General features: G+C 45.0%; 15 protein-coding genes. 5 read left to right on the top strand and 10 right to left on the bottom strand.

The window, feature by feature from the left end:
- Positions 1–34: 34 nt before the first annotated feature.
- Positions 35–484, bottom strand: a complete 450-nt coding sequence (locus ACVA58_RS18915; RefSeq protein WP_446511916.1) for a DUF411 domain-containing protein — start codon at positions 482–484, stop codon at positions 35–37.
- Positions 485–604: 120 nt separating this feature from the next.
- Positions 605–985, bottom strand: coding sequence for a hypothetical protein (locus ACVA58_RS18910; RefSeq protein WP_446511915.1), 381 nt, complete (start codon positions 983–985; stop codon positions 605–607).
- Positions 986–1257: 272 nt separating this feature from the next.
- Between ACVA58_RS18910 and ACVA58_RS18905 the strand changes: the two genes are divergently transcribed.
- A complete protein-coding gene (locus tag ACVA58_RS18905; protein WP_446511967.1) occupies positions 1258–1614 on the top strand; it encodes an XRE family transcriptional regulator in 357 nt (118 codons plus the stop codon).
- A gap of 149 nt (positions 1615–1763) precedes the next feature.
- Here the strand turns inward: ACVA58_RS18905 and ACVA58_RS18900 are convergent, their stop codons facing one another.
- Complete coding sequence (locus tag ACVA58_RS18900) at positions 1764–2642, bottom strand: AEC family transporter (RefSeq protein WP_446511914.1); 879 nt, start codon at positions 2640–2642, stop codon at positions 1764–1766.
- Positions 2643–2839: 197 nt separating this feature from the next.
- Entirely contained in the window at positions 2840–3592 is a 753-nt protein-coding gene (locus tag ACVA58_RS18895; protein WP_446511913.1) for a phosphatase PAP2 family protein, read from the bottom strand.
- A 102-nt stretch (positions 3593–3694) separates the two neighbouring features.
- Here ACVA58_RS18895 and ACVA58_RS18890 point away from each other — a divergent pair, with 102 nt between their 5' ends.
- Together ACVA58_RS18890 and ACVA58_RS18885 are read left to right on the top strand one after the other, a co-directional pair.
- Positions 3695–4630, top strand: a complete 936-nt coding sequence (locus ACVA58_RS18890) for a Gfo/Idh/MocA family protein (protein WP_446511912.1) — start codon at positions 3695–3697, stop codon at positions 4628–4630.
- 263 nt (positions 4631–4893) lie between these two features.
- Positions 4894–6468, top strand: a complete 1575-nt coding sequence (locus ACVA58_RS18885; protein WP_446511911.1) for a BCCT family transporter — start codon at positions 4894–4896, stop codon at positions 6466–6468.
- 80 nt (positions 6469–6548) lie between these two features.
- On the opposite strand, the gene dgcA is transcribed toward ACVA58_RS18885, so the two are convergent.
- Entirely contained in the window at positions 6549–7517 is a 969-nt protein-coding gene (gene dgcA, locus ACVA58_RS18880) for an N-acetyl-D-Glu racemase DgcA (RefSeq protein WP_446511910.1), read from the bottom strand.
- A 10-nt stretch (positions 7518–7527) separates the two neighbouring features.
- Complete coding sequence (dgcN, locus tag ACVA58_RS18875; RefSeq protein ID WP_446511909.1) at positions 7528–8532, bottom strand: N-acetyltransferase DgcN; 1005 nt, start codon at positions 8530–8532, stop codon at positions 7528–7530.
- A 168-nt stretch (positions 8533–8700) separates the two neighbouring features.
- Between dgcN and ACVA58_RS18870 the strand changes: the two genes are divergently transcribed.
- On the top strand, positions 8701–10041 hold the full coding sequence (locus ACVA58_RS18870) for a patatin-like phospholipase family protein (RefSeq protein ID WP_446511908.1): 1341 nt from the start codon (positions 8701–8703) through the stop codon (positions 10039–10041).
- Positions 10042–10449: 408 nt separating this feature from the next.
- On the opposite strand, the gene ACVA58_RS18865 is transcribed toward ACVA58_RS18870, so the two are convergent.
- The 4 genes from ACVA58_RS18865 to ACVA58_RS18850 form a co-directional block, all read right to left on the bottom strand.
- Positions 10450–11988: an efflux transporter outer membrane subunit gene (locus ACVA58_RS18865; RefSeq protein WP_446511907.1), complete on the bottom strand. Its 1539-nt coding sequence runs from the start codon at positions 11986–11988 to the stop codon at positions 10450–10452.
- Positions 11981–15112, bottom strand: a complete 3132-nt coding sequence (locus ACVA58_RS18860) for an efflux RND transporter permease subunit (RefSeq protein WP_446511906.1) — start codon at positions 15110–15112, stop codon at positions 11981–11983. Before ACVA58_RS18860 ends, ACVA58_RS18865 begins: the two co-directional genes overlap by 8 nt.
- A 13-nt stretch (positions 15113–15125) precedes the next feature.
- Complete coding sequence (locus ACVA58_RS18855; protein WP_446511905.1) at positions 15126–16304, bottom strand: efflux RND transporter periplasmic adaptor subunit; 1179 nt, start codon at positions 16302–16304, stop codon at positions 15126–15128.
- 104 nt (positions 16305–16408) lie between these two features.
- Positions 16409–17296, bottom strand: a complete 888-nt coding sequence (locus ACVA58_RS18850) for a LysR family transcriptional regulator (protein ID WP_446511904.1) — start codon at positions 17294–17296, stop codon at positions 16409–16411.
- Between the two features lie 405 nt (positions 17297–17701).
- On the opposite strand from ACVA58_RS18850, the gene ACVA58_RS18845 reads away from it, so the two are divergent.
- Positions 17702–19219, top strand: coding sequence for a hypothetical protein (locus ACVA58_RS18845; RefSeq protein WP_446511903.1), 1518 nt, complete (start codon positions 17702–17704; stop codon positions 19217–19219).
- Positions 19220–19287: the final 68 nt, after the last annotated feature.

Here is a 19287-nt window from a genome sequence, read left to right as displayed (position 1 = left end):
CCATACGGCGCCTTTAACAGTTAGATTTTAACCGTTACTGGTTCTGGCGAGACCACACCATAGTTCGGCCATTTTCGTCAAAGGCCAAAACCTCATATGGGTCTTTTTGATCGTTATACTCCATACCTGGAGAACCCATTGGCATGCCCGGAACCGCTAGGCCAACCATGCGCTCTGGTTTGGATTCGATAAAACGCAGAATATCTTCTGCAGGGACGTGGCCTTCAAACGTATATCCTTCAATTTCTGCAGTATGGCAAGATGCATAATCTGGGCGAATACCGAGATCAATCTTGGTTGGGGTCATGTTTTCCTTGTAAACGACATCAAGTTCAAAGCCATTATCTTCCATATGCTTTACCCACTCTTTACAGCAGCCACAGTAAGGCGATTGGTAGTTGGTACCTTTGATCACCTGTGCGAATGAGAATGTGCTTGTTGCGAATAATGCTGTTGCAATTAGGGCTTTTGAAGATGTTTTCATAAATATTCCTGTCATTAGACTGTTAGTTTTAAACAAATAACGTATTGCAGAGTTGAACCACGTATCGACGTCATTTCAATCGGAGCGTCAATATAGTGGTGGGCTTATTTCAAGCCAGAGTTAAGCAATGACAGGAGGGCGGAAGATGATCCGCTGAATGAGTCGGTGATTACCTTTAATTTCTTTGAAGCGATATGATCCAACAAGCGGAACCACGACAAGCTCCTTGGCAAGTATGGCCAAAGGAATTTGCCCAGAATGGCACTGGTTGTCTTTACAACAGTTATCTGTGGGCGTTGCTTTTATGAGACTACAGCTGCTGCCGGTATCGGAAACAATTACATTCGTTGATATAGGACTGCAACAATGAGACATCGCTATAGGTGCGTTGCAGTCATCATAGTTTATTGAGGAATGTGGTGATACAGATGCACTTGATGCTACTGATACGAACAGCATCATGAAGATAACAACATTGGCAATCATCTTTTGTAAGTGCATAGAGAGCCTCAATAGAACATACAAGCACATTATATCCAGCATTTAGTCAATTGAACAATCTCAAGTACAAGACAGGCTATCGTTTGGACAAAAAATGACAAGTCTATGATCGCACTTTTGTTTTTAATGAAACTGAGTTCAAGCCTTATGTGACGTGGCTTTGAAAGCAATAAAGCCTTACTTTTCTCTGACAAAACTGATTTAAGGATCAGCTTAAATAAGTACAACGAAAAAATACTAATGCGCTAGGTACAGTGCGCAAGGAAACGATGATGCAATATACTGAACAAGACCGTCAGGTTCTTCATGACACTTGGATGAGCTACAAGGCAAAGATGCGAGTTACCCAAATTGAAATGGCAAAACGTCTTGGCGTCAGTCAATTGGTCTTCTCTGATATCCTTCGTGGCAGTGTTCCTCTTGAGCACCGTTTTGTTAACCAGTTTTGTAACTATATTGGTGTAGATCCTTTGCTGACATTACCGTCACTTCGCCGCCAAATGGGCGGAGAGCTACCTAATTCGGTGACGCTGACCAATACATTTATCGTTGATGGTGAAATTAAGAATGTACGCTACGACGGTAATCAACTGGTTGTTGAATACGTTCACAGTGTTGAAGTGCATTAATACATTTTATATACCTAAGTGACTTACAGTTGCTGGGTGTAAAGCCTTTATAATGCCGGCTCTTCATTGACACCTCTGCGGTCCATTTTTGCAAAGAAAACGAGCCGCAGAGGTGTTTGTCGTTAGCGGGCTGATTTATATTGCTCGCTTTAAGCGAGTGACAGTGCAAACATCAATAACAGTGGTAAGGCAAAAATACTGAAGAAATTGCCAAATAAAACCATAGAGGCCACATTGGCTGGCTCAACGACGAACCGTTCTGCGTATAAGTAATTCATCACAGCCGGCGGCAGCATGGTAAACAGCACCATCATCTGTAATTGTAAGGTTGGAAGAGGGATAAAATAGTAAATAATCGCAAATGAAACCGCACCAGTAGCCAATGATTGGCATGTACACCTTATACCCACCTTTAGTCCACCCAACCGCAAATTACACATCTGAGAGCCCAGTGAAAGCAGCATGACAGGAACGGCAGCTTGTCCCAACAGGGCTGTTGCGTCATAGAGCGGCTTCCAAACTCCCATACCGCTAATATTAACCACGATCGCGGCACAGGTTGCGATAAAAATCGGCATGCGGATCATTTGTTTTATTGGATTACCTGTACTGAGCATGGCTAAGCCAAGGCTGCTGTGAACACAGGCAGAAACGACAAACAATAATACTGCAGGCGCTAGCGCCGAATCACCAAATGCATAAGTAAATAGAGGGATAGCCAAGTTACCACTATTTCGAAACATCTGTGGTGGCGCCCAAGCTTTATAGTTTAGCTTACTCATTCGGCAGATAGGTATCATCAGTATACCGGGTATCAGCACGGCAATTAATGAGGCGTAGAGCAGGGGGAGTTGCTCTGTATCGAGTGGCATGACAACCAGTGAAGAAAATACCAATGCTGGGGTAAACGCATCCATATTGATACGGTTGATTGGGCGAAAGTCAGGTTTTAGCCAGCGACCGACGGCAAAGCCGATTAATACCAGAGTGAAAACGGGAAATAGGATCCCTACGATTTGCTCAAGCACATTATCCCTTATGCGATGTTTTGTATGACTTTTGGGTAAACCTAAGTTCAACTTATCGTATTTTATGGGGTGTGAATAGTGATTCGTATTAAATGAATGAATGTCGAAGGGGGTATATTTCTTTTTTCTAAGCAATGTTTTACTGGTTAAGGGGCTTAACCAGTAAAACCAACTGGGCTATGGGCTCTTTAGTACCGCTATTTAGTTTCTTGAAGTGTTTGCTGCCTAGCCATCTTTACTGGCGAAATCCCCCATTCAGGGATGCATAGGTATAAGCAAGCCGCACCAAAAATTGAGGCGAGTAGATCTGTCGGCCAGTGCATGCCGAGCCAAATGCGGCTGATCCCAACGCCAACAGCCCACGTAATGATGATGCCAGCCGCGATAAACTTACGGCGCCTTAGGAAAAAACCTCCCCAAAAAGCAACACACACAGCTGTAAAAATGGTATGGCCAGAAGGTAGCGAGTAGTTTGTTTCGCCTTGCCAGTGAGTGATGCGCCAATGGCTGACACTTTCGCTTGCCTGTTTAACCGCTTCATCCTTTTCTATATTACTGAGCGCATAAAAAGCTTCTGGAGTTTTTACGATGTTTAAGTTCTGTAGTTGATGAGTATATGGGCGCGGCACCTCAGTAATGTGCTTCATTACAGTTTTGGCGACAAAGCTTAAGGCAAGCAGAAGGGCAAATTGAACACCTAAGATCATTAGTGTTTTGCGGGGAAGCTTCAGGACGATAGGGATCAGCATTAACAATCCAACGGTCACCAAGAAGCCAGGGTTTCCTGCTGAATGGGTTAATAAAGAAAAAAGCATGCCGCTAAAGTCAGAAACTGGACCATTCAAGTCGGCTTGAGAATAAAAGACCAGCACCGCAGACAATAGGGTGGTCATTAACAATAATGCGAAGAGGCCAGGGAGTTTGCGCTCAATGAATGGACGGAGGAACATAATCAATACACTTCATAAAAATTGAGACGGGATTCTAGCAAAGTATACGCTTTAAAAAGTAAAATAAGTGTCATAAATGGTTAATTTAAGTTTAGGATTAAAATGAAGATTGCCCTGATAGGATTAGGCGATATCGCAATAAAGGCCCATTTGCCGGTATTAAGCCAATTACCGAATGTTGAATGGGTGTTTTGTACCCGAACCCCAGAACGGTTGCAGCAGCTCGCTAATCAATACCATGTGACTGAAACTTATACTGACTATCGAGAATTAGCCAAGGCAGGTATCGATGCGGTGATGATCCATAGCGCGACATCTTCGCACCCTATGCTGGCAGCGTATTTCTTGAACCTTGGCTTACCGGTCTTTGTTGATAAGCCTCTCGCTGATAGCTATGATCAGTGCGAACGCCTTTATGATCTTGCTGAAAGTAAGCAAGCTCCCTTGTTTATGGGGTTCAACCGCCGGTATATCCCTCTTTATAAGCAGCACCTTCCAGGAGTAACGGATCAAGCGCAGGCATCAGCCTCTCTATTGTCATTGCGCTGGGAGAAACACCGCCATGACTTACCCGGAGAAACTCGAACCTTTATATTTGACGATTTCATCCATCCGTTAGACAGCATCAACGTGAATGCGAACATTGAGCCGAAAGAACTCTATATTACTTGCCAATCGGCCTCCAGCGGTGCTCAGCCATTACTTGGGCGTCTTGATGTGCAATGGCAGCAGCAGGGAGTGCTATTTCACGCGTCAATGAACCGCCAGCACGGTGCGACAATGGAAACGGTTTCTGCCAATTATAAAAATGTCAGTTATCGGTTTGATTCTTTTACCGAGGGGAGCCGCTGGCAGAATAATATAGAAGAACGTTTAAAGCTTGCAGACTGGACACCAATGTTAGCTGCAAAGGGCTTTCATGCGATGGCAGAGCATTGGCTCGACGTTGTCAGTTCGGGGAAACAGGAACATTCTTTAACTCAGCGAAATCTCCATAGCCACTTGCTAGCGGAGTACTTGGTCAGTCAAGTGAAATGAGGTGAATATCACAAGCAATTGATGACTTTGTGTTTGGTCTAATTTTGAACTACATCACAAAAAATATTTCGTGTTCAAAACAATTGCTGCATAGAAAGTAACGTATGCGATAACTCCCTATTATGGCTAGCTATTTTTAGACAATGACAGTTTTATTGGCTAGGTGCTTGAGTTGTAATTATAAATCTTTCAGAAATATTTCACTGGTGTGCTGGGGGATGAGCTGCTAAAGTGCCGCCCCTCACACACACCGTGAGATAATTATGCTAAGCAATACCCTAAAAGGTAGCGACAAAACAGTTTCAGTTCTAAGTATTGGTTTCCTAGGATTGTTTCTTCTCTTTTCCCTCTATGATTTGACTTTAGTCAGCCAGATCATTGATTCCGCGTTTTCCTATTCTACTGCTATTTTTGGCCAGTTTTGGCAATGGCTGATGGTGATTAATTTCGTTATTGCCCTAGTGATAGCGGTTAGCCCATATGGCAAACAACGCCTAGGTGCCGTGAACAGCAAGCCAACAATTGGTACATTCCGTTGGTTGGCGATGATCATGTGTACGCTGCTCGCAGGTGGTGGTGTGTTCTGGTCAGCTGCAGAGCCTATCTATCACTTTATGACGACACCACCGAGCTTTGATGGCGTTCAAGCAGAGTCTGCTGCTGCGGTCGTTCCAGCTCTTAGCCAAAGCTTTATGCATTGGGGCTTTTTGGCCTGGGCATGTCTTGGCACACTAGCGACGATTGTGTTGATGTATGCGCACCACCAAGGTGGGGTAAAACTACGTCCACGCGCTTTGCTTTATCCTATTGTTGGTGACAAGCTAGAAAACCACTGGTTTGGTTCTGTTATTGATGCATGCTCAATTATTGCTGTTGCAGCAGGTACAATCGGTCCAATTGGTTTCTTGGCTTCTCAACTAGGTTACAGCCTAGAAGTCGTTGCAGGCATTGATAACAACTCTACTAGCCAGATGGTCATTTTGGCCGTGGTTGTTGCGATTTATTCGATTTCTGCTTTCACTGGTATGGACAAAGGCCTTCAGTGGCTAAGCCGTTTCAATATCGTGGGTGCTTTTGCCCTACTGATGGTGATGTTGGTGTTTGGCCCAACCCAGTTTATCTTTGAGAACTTTGGCCTAGCATTCGCTTCTTATATTCAGCATCTGCCTGAAATGAGTGTGAATGCGGATAGCCCTGCTTGGAGCCAGTGGTGGACGTGGTTCTTTTGGGGTTGGTTTATCGGTTTTGCACCTATGATGGCGATTTTCATCGCACGCATTTCTGAAGGTCGTAGCATCCGTGAGCTGATTTTGACCATTGCTGTGGCTGCACCTATTGTGACTAACTTCTGGTTCACCGTTCTAGGCGGCACAGGAATCTTCTTTGAACTTCAGGTTCCAGGAACTATTTCAGGCCCGCTTGCTGACTCTGGCCTACCAGCGGTATTACTTGCATCATTGGCACAATTGCCGTTCAACGAACTAATGATCCCTGCGTTCTTAGTGTTGACGACGACATTCGTTGTTACAACGGGTGACTCAATGGCTTATTCAATTGCACTTGTTGTGTCTGGCGATAGCCAACCTTCAAAATCACAGCGTCTATTCTGGGCGTTGGCGATGGGTGTTATTGCCGGCGTTCTGTTGCTTGCGGGTGACGGTGGCTTGAATGCGTTGCAGTCATTTATTGTGATCACTGCGGTTCCTGTGTCTATGCTATTGGCTGTGACATTGGTCACTGGTCCTTTGGCTGTTCTGCGAATGCAGGGCAAGAAGGCTGAAGCAGAAGCTCAAGCGCAGCAAGGCTGGGAACAAGCAGAAGTTGCTAGTCAGTCGTAAAGACAACATTTAAGAAACATTGAAGCGCAAGCCAACGTATGTGGCTTGCGCTTTTTTTATGATTAAAAGCTGGTAGCCAGTTAAATCACTATCATTCCACCTTGGTATACCAGCCCATTTTTTCTGTCGTGTTTTAACAAAACCGGCCCATCGAGGTCGATCAGAACTGCCTGACTGGTGATAGGAAGTGCAGCCTCCATCGCCATTGATGTGCCAACCATACAGCCGACCATGATATCGAGTCCTGTCTCTTTTGCTTGCTGGGCCAGTTTTAGTGCTTCGGTTAACCCACCGGTTTTATCTAATTTAATGTTGACCATCTCATAGCATCCCTCCAAACCTGCGAGATCTTCGCTGGTATGGCAACTTTCATCTGCACATAACGGAATTGGGTGGGGGATGTCTTTTAGCAAAGTATCTTTCCCAGCCGGGACCGGTTGTTCAATCATACGAATGTTATAGCTGGCCAATGAAGCGAACAGCTCGTGAAGTGGCAGGGCCTCCCACGCTTCGTTGGCATCTAAAATGATCTCGCATTCTGGTGCTGCCATACACACGGCAGTAACACGTTCAATCACGTTCTTTGCATCTAATTTAACTTTGAGCAGCTTTGCGCCTTGGCTACACAGCTCACGTGCTTGTTGGGCCATGGATTCAGGGGTATCGATAGAGACTGTCATGGCCGTTACTATTTGGTGTTTGATATCAAATAGTGGAACAGGAAATGACTCTTCTGCGTTGAGCCTCCAGAGGGCACAATCGATAGCGTTCCTTGCAGCACCCGCTGGCAGTAGTGGAACTAAGTCTTGCTGAATGGATTTGGCCGACAGAGTAGGGTATTGATTAAGAAACTGATTAAAGTCTTCAATTTGCTCGATAACACTGTCGATACTCTCGCCATATCTGGCATAGGGTGTACATTCTGCGCTTGCGCTGCGATCACTGAGCGTTACAGTGGCAACGACAACATCCTGATGGGTGCGGCTACCGCGAGCAATGACAAAAGGCCTTGCGAGTTCAAAACGTTCATGATGTGCTGAAAATTTCATTCCCACCCCCTTAAAGCTGGTGCAACTGTTCAGCAATAGTCGAAACACCAAATCGAACAGGGTCTGTAACCGGTAATTGGAATTGGCTAGCCAACTGTTCGCAGTATGCTTGGGCGTTTTCTTTATCTAAAGCTGATGTGTTTAGGCAGATCCCGACAAAAGTTGCGTTAGGGTTCGTTAAGCGCGCTGCAGTCAGGTTTGCCTCCATGACCGTTTTGATCTCAGGTATCGGCATATGGGGCAAATGGCGAATATGCTGGCGGCCAACTTCATGGCAAAGCACTAATGCATCGGCTTGAGCCCCATGCAGAAGCCCCATGCTGACACCGGCAAAAGAAGGGTTAAACAGCGACCCCTGACCTTCAATGATATCCCAGTCATGATCGTCAAAGGCAGGACTTACCGTTTCGGTTGCTCCTGCAATGAAATCAGCAACTACAGCATCAACGGCGATCCCTTTGCCGGAGATAAAAATCCCTGTTTGTCCGGTGGCGCAAAATTGAGTGCTAAGCCCCTGCTGGTTCATCTCTTTTTCAAGTGCGAGTGATGTATACATTTTCCCCACAGAACAATCAGTACCGACCGTCAGAAGCCTTTTGCCAGAACGGGGTTTTCCATTCCCCACTTCGAGGTTGCCATCAAAGTGGCGAACATCAAATAGTTTGCAGTTATTGACTCGGGCTTTTTGGGCCAGTCTCGGGCTATCGCAAAGGCGTTGATGCATTCCCGAGGCTATGTTGAAACCGATACTTAGTGCCAACTCAAGAGTAGTGAGCCAATTTTGCGAAATGAACCCACCCGCATTGGCGGTTCCCAAAACCAGTGTTCGAGCGCCTTTGGCATAAGCTTCTTCAAGAGATAGGTCCGGTAGTTCAAGGCTAACGGTTTCCGATGTCAATCTTAGCTGGCCAACGCAGAGTTCAGGCCGCCATTGCTGGATCCCTTTGGCTGTTTTGGCCGATAGAGGGTCTATGACATCACCGAGAAAAAGAAGATACGGCTGTGGGATTTGCATGGTTCATCCTTGGTTTTAGCTAATGTAATAACACCATAGTTGAGCTCGGAGTGAAGCTCGAATACTTTAATGTTTCATAGGTATAACCTCAGGTTATAGTCGCTTTGTTGCTACACCTTACTTCTGGATTTTCAACTATCTTGAAAGAAAAATAGGACGGTGATTAACATGCGTATAGCTGTTATTCCTTTTGGTGGTGTGCTGGGGATCGTGCTGTCGGGTTGTACAACGTATGGAAAAGTGGTGAATGACCCTAAGCTTTCATTAACGTCAGATGATACTTATTCATTAACGACTGCAGCAAAACGGGTCAATAAAGGTGAGATGACGATTGCGATTGCTATGTCAGGTGGTGGCACCCGTGCTGCTGCTTTATCATATGGGGTAATGAAAGCGCTTAGGGAAACCTCATTATTAGATGATCAATCCAACAAGCCAGTAATAGATGAACTGGATTTTATCAGTTCAGTGTCCGGTGGAAGCTTTACCGCGGCTTATTATGGATTATTTGGTGATAAGCTCTTTACCGATTTTGAAGAGGACTTTCTCTACCACCGGATAAGCGATGATCTCTTTTCGCGTGTCATTAGCCCAAAAACCTGGTTCACCACCGGTGGAAGAACTCAGCGAACTATCGACTATTACCAAGAGAACCTATTCTACGGTGCTACTTTTGCAGATATGAACCGGCCGGATCGGCCCATTGTGGTTGTTAATGCATCGGATCTTGGTGGCGGGGTAAGGTTCTCATTCCTGCAAGAGTATTTTGACTTACTTTGTTCGGACTTATCGACGTATCCGGTTGCCAATGCGGTAACTGCTTCGTCTGCTGTACCACTGGTCTTCAATCCGGTCGTACTGAAAAACCATCAAGGTTGTGAAGAAAGCCAACTGATCGCTTTATCCTCAGGGGACGAACGTAAAGCGCATGCACGGCATACCATTGAAGGGCTGAAAAGTTATCAGGACAAATACGATAGAACATTCATTCACCTTGTTGACGGTGGGATCACCGATAACCTCGGTTTGCTCTCTTTTTATGATGTGATTGAGAGTTCTGGTGGTGGCGAAGTCTTTTTTCAGCAGATTGGCGCCACAGCATTGCCTCATTTCGTGATGATTGTGGTGGATGCATCGACATCACCTGATTTTGAGATGGAGCGCTCAACCAGAGAGCCGACGATCAATGAGACATTATCTGCAATGACGGATATACAGCTTCATCGCTATAACGACGCATCGAAAAGTCTATTTGTTGCAACGATGGATCAATGGGCTTCAATTCTATCAACTGACGAGATAGAGGTATCAACTTACTTTATCGATATCAACCTAAATGATGTATCCGATATAACTAAGAGGCATTATCTCAATCAGATACCAACTGACTTGAGCCTAGACCCTGAACAAGTTGATGCATTGATAGAAGAGGGATATCAGCAATTGATTAATAACGAAGACTTTCAAACCTTCCTAACAGACTATCGTAAGAAGGATGAAGAGATATAGGTGGCGTGTTATGTATATATACCCAAGTTACTTGGGCGTGTACCCCAGAGTGGGGGAGAAATCATATCATATAGAATATAACGTTTTGCTTATCGCTTACGAGTGAAGCTATTTACGCTTTTGCTTCGATTGTGCTTTCACACGCTTAGAAACGATGTAGTGCATTGCCATAAGAGAATCATAAGTCATGGGGTAACTCCTTTGTAATTAATTTACATTCTGTGGCTATATTGCTACCACAAGGAGAATTTTAGTGTGACTTGAATCACTATTCAAGCGTTTATTATCATGCGTAATCGGGTGTTGTGTAATTTAATTACATAAATCAAAAGAGGTACGATCAGCGTTATATATGATTGTTGTGAAGCGTCAAAGTTTATGTAATTAGAACAATTCACTACCACTTTTTCATTGGCTTTCGTATAAAGCTCCTGTTGAAGGCAATGAGTCAGGTATTGGTACATCAGTTTCTACCCAGCCACCACCAAGAACTTTGTATAGTGTCACCAGATTTAGTTCTTCTGAGAGCTTAGTGTTTATCAACTCTTGTTGGGCGGTGTAGTACTCTCGCTGTGAATCTAGCACCGTAAAGTAGTCATCAACCCCTTCATCAAAACGGAGGTTAGATAACCTGAAGCTCTCTCCGGTGGCATCAACCAGCATCTGCTGTGCTGACACCTGATCATTTATCGTGGCTTGGTTCGCCAATGCATCTGACACCTCCCTGAATGCGGTTTGTATGGCGAGTTCGTACTGGTTCAACGCAATTTGCTGATCAGCAATAGACACATCTAACTGGCTATCCAGCTCACCCCAATTGAAAATGGGTAAAACAAGGTTCGGCGTGAATACCCAACTTCGACTATCTCCGGAAAAGAGATCATCGGCAGAAGCGCTAAGTAGACCACCTGTTGCCGTGAGAGAAATCGTCGGGAAGTAGGCCGCGCGCGCTGCACCTATGTTTGCGTTAGCAGAGCGTAGTTGGTGTTCGGCAGATAAGATATCTGGTCGACGTAGAAGTACATCTGACGGTACGCCGACATGAACTGGGGCAAATCCAATATTATCCGTTAACTGGGGAAGAAGATGTATGGGGACTGCTTTACCTACCAAGGTATTCAGTGCATTGATGTCTACATCTACTTGGCTAGTGAAAACAGCCACATCTTTGAGTGCGGTAGCAACTGTCGTTTTAGCTTGAGCCACGTCCAACCCTGTTGCAACGCCACTGTTGAAGCTTTTTTCAGTCAGGGCCAAAGAGTCTCGTTGCACCCTAAGGGTATCTTCCGCTAAATGTAGCAAACGTTGATCGGCAATCAGGGTGAGGTATGACTCAATCACGCTGCTGATCAAACTGAGTTGGGTATTCTTACGTGCTTCGATAGTGGATAGGTATTGTTCCAGCGCTTGCTGTTCTAGGCTTTGAATTCTGCCCCAGAAATCAATTTCATAATTACTGACGCCAAGATCCACGCTGTATTGACGGCTAATCGTTGAATTTCCATTATTTACGTTTTCCGACAAACGCTGGTTGGCACCGGTTACGCCTAGATCAATATTGGGTAAGCGGTTTGCTCGCTGGATACCGTATTGAGCTTCTGCGCGCTGGATATTTAAAACGGCAATACGCACATCACGATTGTTGCGAAGGGCAAGCTCTATAACTTGGGTGAGCTTATTGCTTTGAATAAATGCCCGCCAGTCTTCATTGGGGGAAACCCGGTTGATTGCAGTCGGGGATGGTACTTGTGAATCCGAAGCGTTTGGAACTGAGGTGCCTGGGATATTGCTGCCAGTGTAGATAGAGAAGTTATTTGCACTCTCATCTACTGGCCAATCCATTTCGACGGGGGCCTCAGGCTGCTGATAGTTAGGAATCAAGTTAGTACACCCGGCTAGGCTGGTAGTCAGGTATATGCAGAATGCCAGCGACGTGAGTCTAGTCATGCTTGGTCTCCTCTGCAGGGTCTGATGGTTTGTCTGGACCGTAGAATAACCGTGTTACAACAACAAAAAACAATGGCACAAAGAAGATACCGAGGAAGGTTGCAGTAATAACACCACCAACAACACCTGTACCTACCGCATTCTGTGCACCTGAACCGGCACCGCTGGATATCGCCAAGGGGACAACCCCCATACCAAAAGCGAGAGAGGTCATTAAAATAGGGCGCAGACGGATTTTGGCGGCATGAATGGCTGCTTTGAACATGTCCTCACCTGAGTCATGATACGACTTGGCAAACTCCACAATCATGATGGCGTTCTTTGAACCAAGGCCAATGGTTGTCAGTAAGCCAACCTGAAAATAGACATCATTATCAAGCCCAAACAGCAAGGTCGCTGATACCGCACCCAATACACCAAGGGGGATAATGAGGATAACGGAGAAAGGGACTGCCCAGCTTTCATAAAGTGCAGCTAGGCAGAGGAAAACAATGAGGATGGACAGGGCATAGAGTAGCGGTGCCTGACCACTAGAGATCCTTTCTTGATAAGACATGCCTGTCCATTCAAGTCCGACACCTTTTGGTAATTGACCAACTATTTGCTCCATCTCCAACATGGCTTCACCGGTACTGACACCGGGGGCGGGCTCTCCAAGAATCTCCATAGCCGATGTGCCGTTGTAGCGCTCGAGTCGGGGGGAGCCGTAGGTCCATTCCCCTTTACTGAACACTCGCATTGCCACCATTTCGCCAGATTGGTTCCTGACTTTCCACTCCATGATGTCTTCTGGGTTCATGCGAAAGGGCATGTCAGCTTGCACATAGACTTGCTTTATTCGGCCCCGATCAACGAAGTCATTAACGTAGTTACTTCCCAAAGCGGTACCGAGTGTGCTGTTTATATCGTTAATCGAAACGCCTAGCGCCCGGGCTTTCAGTTGATCGATTTGAATATGGTACTGTGGTGTATCATTCAGTCCGTTTGGCCTGACTTGAAACAAGTTGGGGTTTTGTGCCGCCATGCCTAATAACTGATTTCGTGCTTCGGTCATTTTTTCATGACCGAGCCCCGAACGGTCTTGCAAGAACATGTCAAAGCCGGTGGCGTTACCTAGCTCCATAATAGCGGGAGGAGCAAAGGCAAAAATTAACGCTTGCGGTATTTCGGTGAAGGCCATCATCGCCCGGCCGACGATAGCGTTTACCTTGTCACTATCTGCGGTGCGTTCATCCCAGTCATTGAGTGCAATGAACATCATACCGGTGTTGGCACCAGAACCCGCAAAACTAAAGCCTGAAACAGAGAAAACGGATTTCACATTTTTCTTTTCTGTTTCGAGGAAATGATCTTCTACTTGATCAAGGATATTCAATGTCTGCTCTTGGGTCGAGCCGCTGGGGAGCTGAACCATACTCATCATGATGCCCTGGTCTTCATCAGGAAGGAAACCACTTGGAAGACGCAAGAACAACAGGGCCATTACAACGCCAATACCTAGGTAAATCAGCAGGAAGCGAGCGCTGCGGTGGGTGATAAATGTCACTGCCGACGTATATTTTTCGGTCGCTTTATTGAAGTTGCGGTTAAACCAGCCCGCAAATCCAGTGGTTTTATGGCCGTCAGATGTATTGAGTAGACTGATGCATAAGGTAGGGGTTAGGATGATGGCAACCATCACCGAAAGGGCGACTGCAGTTACTATGGTAATGGAAAACTGGCGATAAATTGCCCCAGTTGAACCAGCAAAGAAAGCCATGGGGATAAATACAGCACAGAGCACCATACCAATACCAACGAGGGCACTGGTAATTTCAGTCATTGACTTTTCAGTTGCTTCCCTAGGCTCTAACCCTTCTTCTTCCATAATCCGTTCAACGTTCTCAACCACCACGATTGCATCATCTACCAGCAGGCCGATCGCCAATACCAGCGCGAACATAGTTAGCGTGTTAATTGAGTAGCCCAGTGTAAGCAAAACAGCAAATGTGCCCAAGACCACGACAGGTACCGCAATGGTCGGTATCAGGGTCGCCCTAAAGCTCTGCAAGAACAGCAGCATTACCAAGAATACGAGGAAGATGGCTTCGAGTAGGGTTTTTACCACTTCTTCAATTGATATTTCGATAAAGGGGGTCGTATCGTAGGGATAAACAATGGTGATCCCCTCAGGGAAAAACGGGACGAGTTCTTCGAGCTTAGCCCTGACGGCATCGGCGGTTTCCAAGGCATTTTTACCCGTTGCAAGGGCGATAGATATCCCGGTTGCGGGCTGTTTATTGTAGTTGGAAACGGTTTGGTATGAGGCCGAGCCTAACTGAACCTTGGCAACATCTTCCATCAGAACCTGTGAGCCGTCAGCGTTGACCTTGAGTAGAATTTTTTCGAATTGCTCTACGGTTTGCAATCTGGACTGGGCGGTAATGGTGGCATTAAGCTGTTGGCCTTGGACCGCTGGTGCGGCGCCGAGTTGACCGGCTGAAACCTGGGCGTTTTGCTCTTGAATAGCGGCCACAATATCGGATGGCATTAAATCATAGTTTTCAAGTTGGTACGGGTTGAGCCATATCCGCATTGCATATTCAGCCCCGAAAAGCTGGGTTTGACCGACGCCATCGACCCGACTGAGGGGATCCAATACATTACTGGAAACATAGTCTGAAATGTCTTCATTGGTTAAAGAAGGGTCATTGGAGACAAACCCAATCACCATCAAGATTGAGTTACTCGCTTTTTCTACTTTTACCCCTTGGTTTTGTACTTCAAGTGGTAGTAAGGGGGTTGCGACTGAGAGTTTGTTCTGTACCTGTACCTGTGCAATATCAGGGTCGGTACCCGCACCGAAAGTCAGTGTGGTGGTAATATTACCGAATGAATCAGAAGTCGATGACATGTACAACAGGTTATCGAGCCCGTTCATTTGTTGCTCTATCACCTGTGTAACTGAATCTTCTGCGGTTTTTGCCGAGGCGCCAGGGTATGTGGCAGAAATTTGTATCGCAGGTGGCGCAATGGTCGGGTATTGGGCAATAGGTAGCTGAATAATCGCAATGATCCCTGCAAGCATTACCATAATGGCAAGCACCCATGCGAAAACAGGTCGTTGTATAAAAAAATGTGCCATGACCCCGTCCTATTTACTTCGAAGGATTGTTAGTCTTTGCGGTGCTTACTTCGTGCGACTTACTAACAGGTGCCCCTGAGCGGACAAACTGCAAGCCATCGACGATCACTTTCTCGCCAACGTTTAACCCCTGAGTGATCAACCAGTGATTATTTATAAGCCGTTCAGTTTTGACGGTGCGGACTTCAACTTTATTGTCTTGGCCAATAACACTCACCTGTGCATCACCTTTTGGCGTACGGGTTAAGGCCTTGGCTGGGATCAAAATGGCGCTATCGACAATCCCCCGAGGCAGTGATGCCCTAACGAACATGCCGGGAAGAAGAATTTGTTGTGGATTGGGGAATGAAACTCTAAGAACAAACGAGCCAGTTGTCTCATCAATATTGATATCAGAAAACAGGATAGTACCTAATTTGTCGTATATCGTGCCATCTTCAAGGGAAAGTTGGATATCGCCAAGCTCTGCTTTTGTCTGCTTGAAAGCCCCTTGTGCTAATTCTCGCCGATACAGCAAAAGCTCAGTGCTTGACGCCGTCAGGTCGACATGCATCGGGTTGTAAGTTTGTACAGTAACCAGAGGCGCAGATTGGTTTGCGGTAACCAAAGCGCCTGCTGTGACGGATGAGCGGCCAGCCCGCCCATCAATCGGGGCGTTGACTTTGGTGTAGTTAAGGTTAATTTTGGCGTTTTCAACACCAGCCTTCGCACTGGCGACATTCGATTGTGCTTCTTGGTATGTCGCAACAGCATCGTCATAATCCTGCCTTGAAACAGCTTTTTCTCTGACCAGGCGTCGGTAGCGGTCTGCACGATTTCTTGCTGTAGCTAGGTTTGCCGAAGCCTTACTTAGTTCTGATTGTGCTTGGTCTAACGAAAGCTGAAATGGAGCCGGGTCTATTTGGTATAGAGGCTGTCCCTTTTGCACCATCGTACCTTCTTCAAACAACTGCTTGAGGATAATGCCACCCACCTGCGGTCGTACTTCAGCCTCGTAGGACGCGACTGTTCTTCCCGGCATTTCATCACGGAGTTCGACCGACTTAGTCACTACCGTGACATAGCCGATATCGTATTGTGGCCCTTGAGGTGGTGCAGTCTCTTTATCTTCGCAGCCCTGTATAAACAGTAAGCTTAATAGGGCCAAAGACAAAGAGAACGGTTGTAACAGTTGCTGCTTAACACTGATCATTACGCCAACCTACCTTAGAGCTACAAACTAAAAGCGTGATTAAGCCATACACTAATCATTAAGAGTAATGAATAGCTTATTCAGGTTTAGGCTGGGGCATTGTCTTATCTTTGCACAGGATTCTCTAAAAAATGTTGGCAAAGAAGCTCAACAAATCGATTAGCTGCTGAAGATAAAGGTGAATTGTCGGCAAAAAGCAGGCTAATTGAGACAGGGATTTGTTCTGACAATGAGATAACCGATACTTTATCTTGGTAGTTTTTTGCTGTCCAAGGGTCAACGATGGCGAGCCCCATGCCCTGAATCACGAGTTCTGCCGCTGTGGAGTAAGAGCGAACGGATAACTGAAAGTGATGTTCAGGTAGAAATTTCTCAATGGTCTGTTTGACCGCAAGCCCTAGAGGATCTCGACTATCAAGCCCGATAATCGGGGCGAGTTCAATCATTTCGTGTATAGAAATGGTGTGAGATACCAAGGGAAGATTTTTGGACTGCAGGGCAACCATTCCTGCTGTCTCTAATGGTTGGCTAATGATCCTTGGTGGCGCAACATGACCGAAGCTAATGGCTAGGTCGAGTTGATTATCAAGTAGGGCGTCACACAGCTCATTTTGATTACCGGTCGAGATTTCCGCTGAGACAGAAGAGTCTTGGCACAATTTGGCTAAAACAGGCGGTAATAGACTGGTTGATAGCACGGGAGGTGCACCAATGCGCAGGTGGGACTGGCCTTTCTTTAACTTACAGGTCAGAGATTGCAGGTTACCAAGTTGGCGATAGACTTTTTCTGCTTCTGGCAACATGGCTTGGGCTTGATCGGAAGCGATTAAACGTCCTTTATGGCGGTGAAACAGAGGAAAGCCAAGTTGAAGCTCTGTATGAGCGAGGACTCGAGTGATATTGGGCTGAGATACATGCAATAATTTTGCAGCCCCAGAGACACTGCCAGTTTTCATTACAGCGTAAAAGACTTCAATCTGACGTAAGTTCAAAATCTATCCTGCCTATACGTATCTAATCTGATCATCAACATCCTGATTTTTAACATACCACCTATCCATGCGACTAAACAATCCAGTAAATGGTCTGACTTTATAAAAAAACATATTGCTAATATAAAGATAAAAGTAATCTTTCAGCTCGGGCTGACAATATATTGTCGTCTTTTTGTTTTGGTGACATTTTATTGTCTCATTGTGTTGTTAAGTTATTAATATTACAATCACCAAAGAAATTATTTCTATCTATAAACCTGTAATTTTTGCCATATTTTTATGTTTGGCTATATTAAATATATTCACCTATCGGATATTTGCCTTTTATCAATGATCCCATTGTCTCAATTGTCGGCGCTTGTTTGTTGTGAAAACAGAGAGCGAGCATTTCAAGTAAAACAAATGTTTGTGAAAGCAGGTGTTATTAATATCGATGTTACTGATATTAATGCGCTTAATCGTATTCGTAAAATTTATGATATTCATTTCATTGATTACGGTTATCAATATCAAAGTAACGTATCTACGTATATTGATGAACAGAGGAATAGTACCTTTTTTAGGTGTTATTCATTGTTTCTATTGGGTTTGCCTGAACCTGCAACAACACTAGACTGTGACAGTGCTCGTTCGCTGGATGCTGATCACATTGTGTCTGGATTGTTTAGCTACGATCAATTCAATGCTTTGTTATTGCGCCTTTTAAAACACAAGTCGTTTTATGAATATGTCTTCAATAGTGCAGGGCAAGATTTAGACAAGTTTGTCGTAAGTGTTAGCCAGTATGAAAATATAATTAAGAACCCTCAGTTACTTAACCTGTCATTACTGTCACTTTACAAGAAGAACATGAGTGACGCTTTTCTTAGCTTATACCATCAACATGAGCGGGCTTTAATTGAACCAAGCAATATTATTTATTTCAGTGATTTTTGCTCTGAACCAGTAAAAAGTATTGCTGCTTTACAATGGTTACTGAAAAAAAATGAGCTGCCTTTTCGGGTACATACTCGCTTGGCAGAGGAGTATCAAAAGCTCAATAATGTCGAGGCTATTTTTCAGCACCGCTTTATTGCCTTTGATACCGATCCTACGAGCCAAGAGGCTTTCATTCAACTGGTTTACTGCCTAATCGAGCAGGATAAAATAGAGTCTTTTCCTACTATTGTATGCAAGCGTTTGAAGTATATGCCGGCTACTCTTGAAGATTACAGCCAGCTAGCCATCGTGCTTTCAGAAGCATTCATGTCATCAGCGCAACAGATCACTAAAGAGCAATATCGGCTATATTTTGATCCTGTGCTGAGAAGTATGTATAAGCGGCTCGGGAGAGATAAGCGAGATGAACTCGCCGCATTGGTTAATTTGCTGAAGACTCTGCACATAAACCTATCAGGCAAAGGGTTGAAAGCGAGAGCGATGGCGTTAGAGATTTATCATAAAGACGTTATGCGTAAAAGAAAATGCGGTATACATCTTAATCTCGTGGCTTTGCGAACACTGGCAACATTTGGAGAAATGAAGCTGTGCATTCAATTAGTGAATACGATTAACGCTTTAGAATTATCGGATAAACATAACGACATGTTTAAATGGGCTGCAAAGCCATATAACCAGTTACAGAAAGTGTATCTGTGGCTTAAGAAACTGTCGAATGGCACTCACTGCTGTGTTCTAAAACAGACAATGAATTTAGAGAGAGTGGAGCGATACTATCCATATTCTTTTGATATCAATTGTATGATTCTCACTGCGTTATTAGCTGTTGATACGACTGATAAGAGACAAGCCATGTATGTGATAAGGCGCTTGAAGCGGAGCAATTACATCATTCGTTATCTCGAGCTTGAAAAGGAAGTAATGAGGTGTAAAACATACATGGATGCCTTGCAAAAACATCCCGTCGCACGTACAGCCTAAGTAAAAACCATGAAGTGCATTATCGACAGGTTAGAAAACCCAGCTATTGCTAGCTGGGCTAATTATTA

It is taken from the genome of Photobacterium sp. DNB22_13_2 (assembly GCF_052873915.1).
Note: the sequence above shows the minus strand (reverse complement) of the source record. Positions and strands in the feature narration are given on the sequence as shown.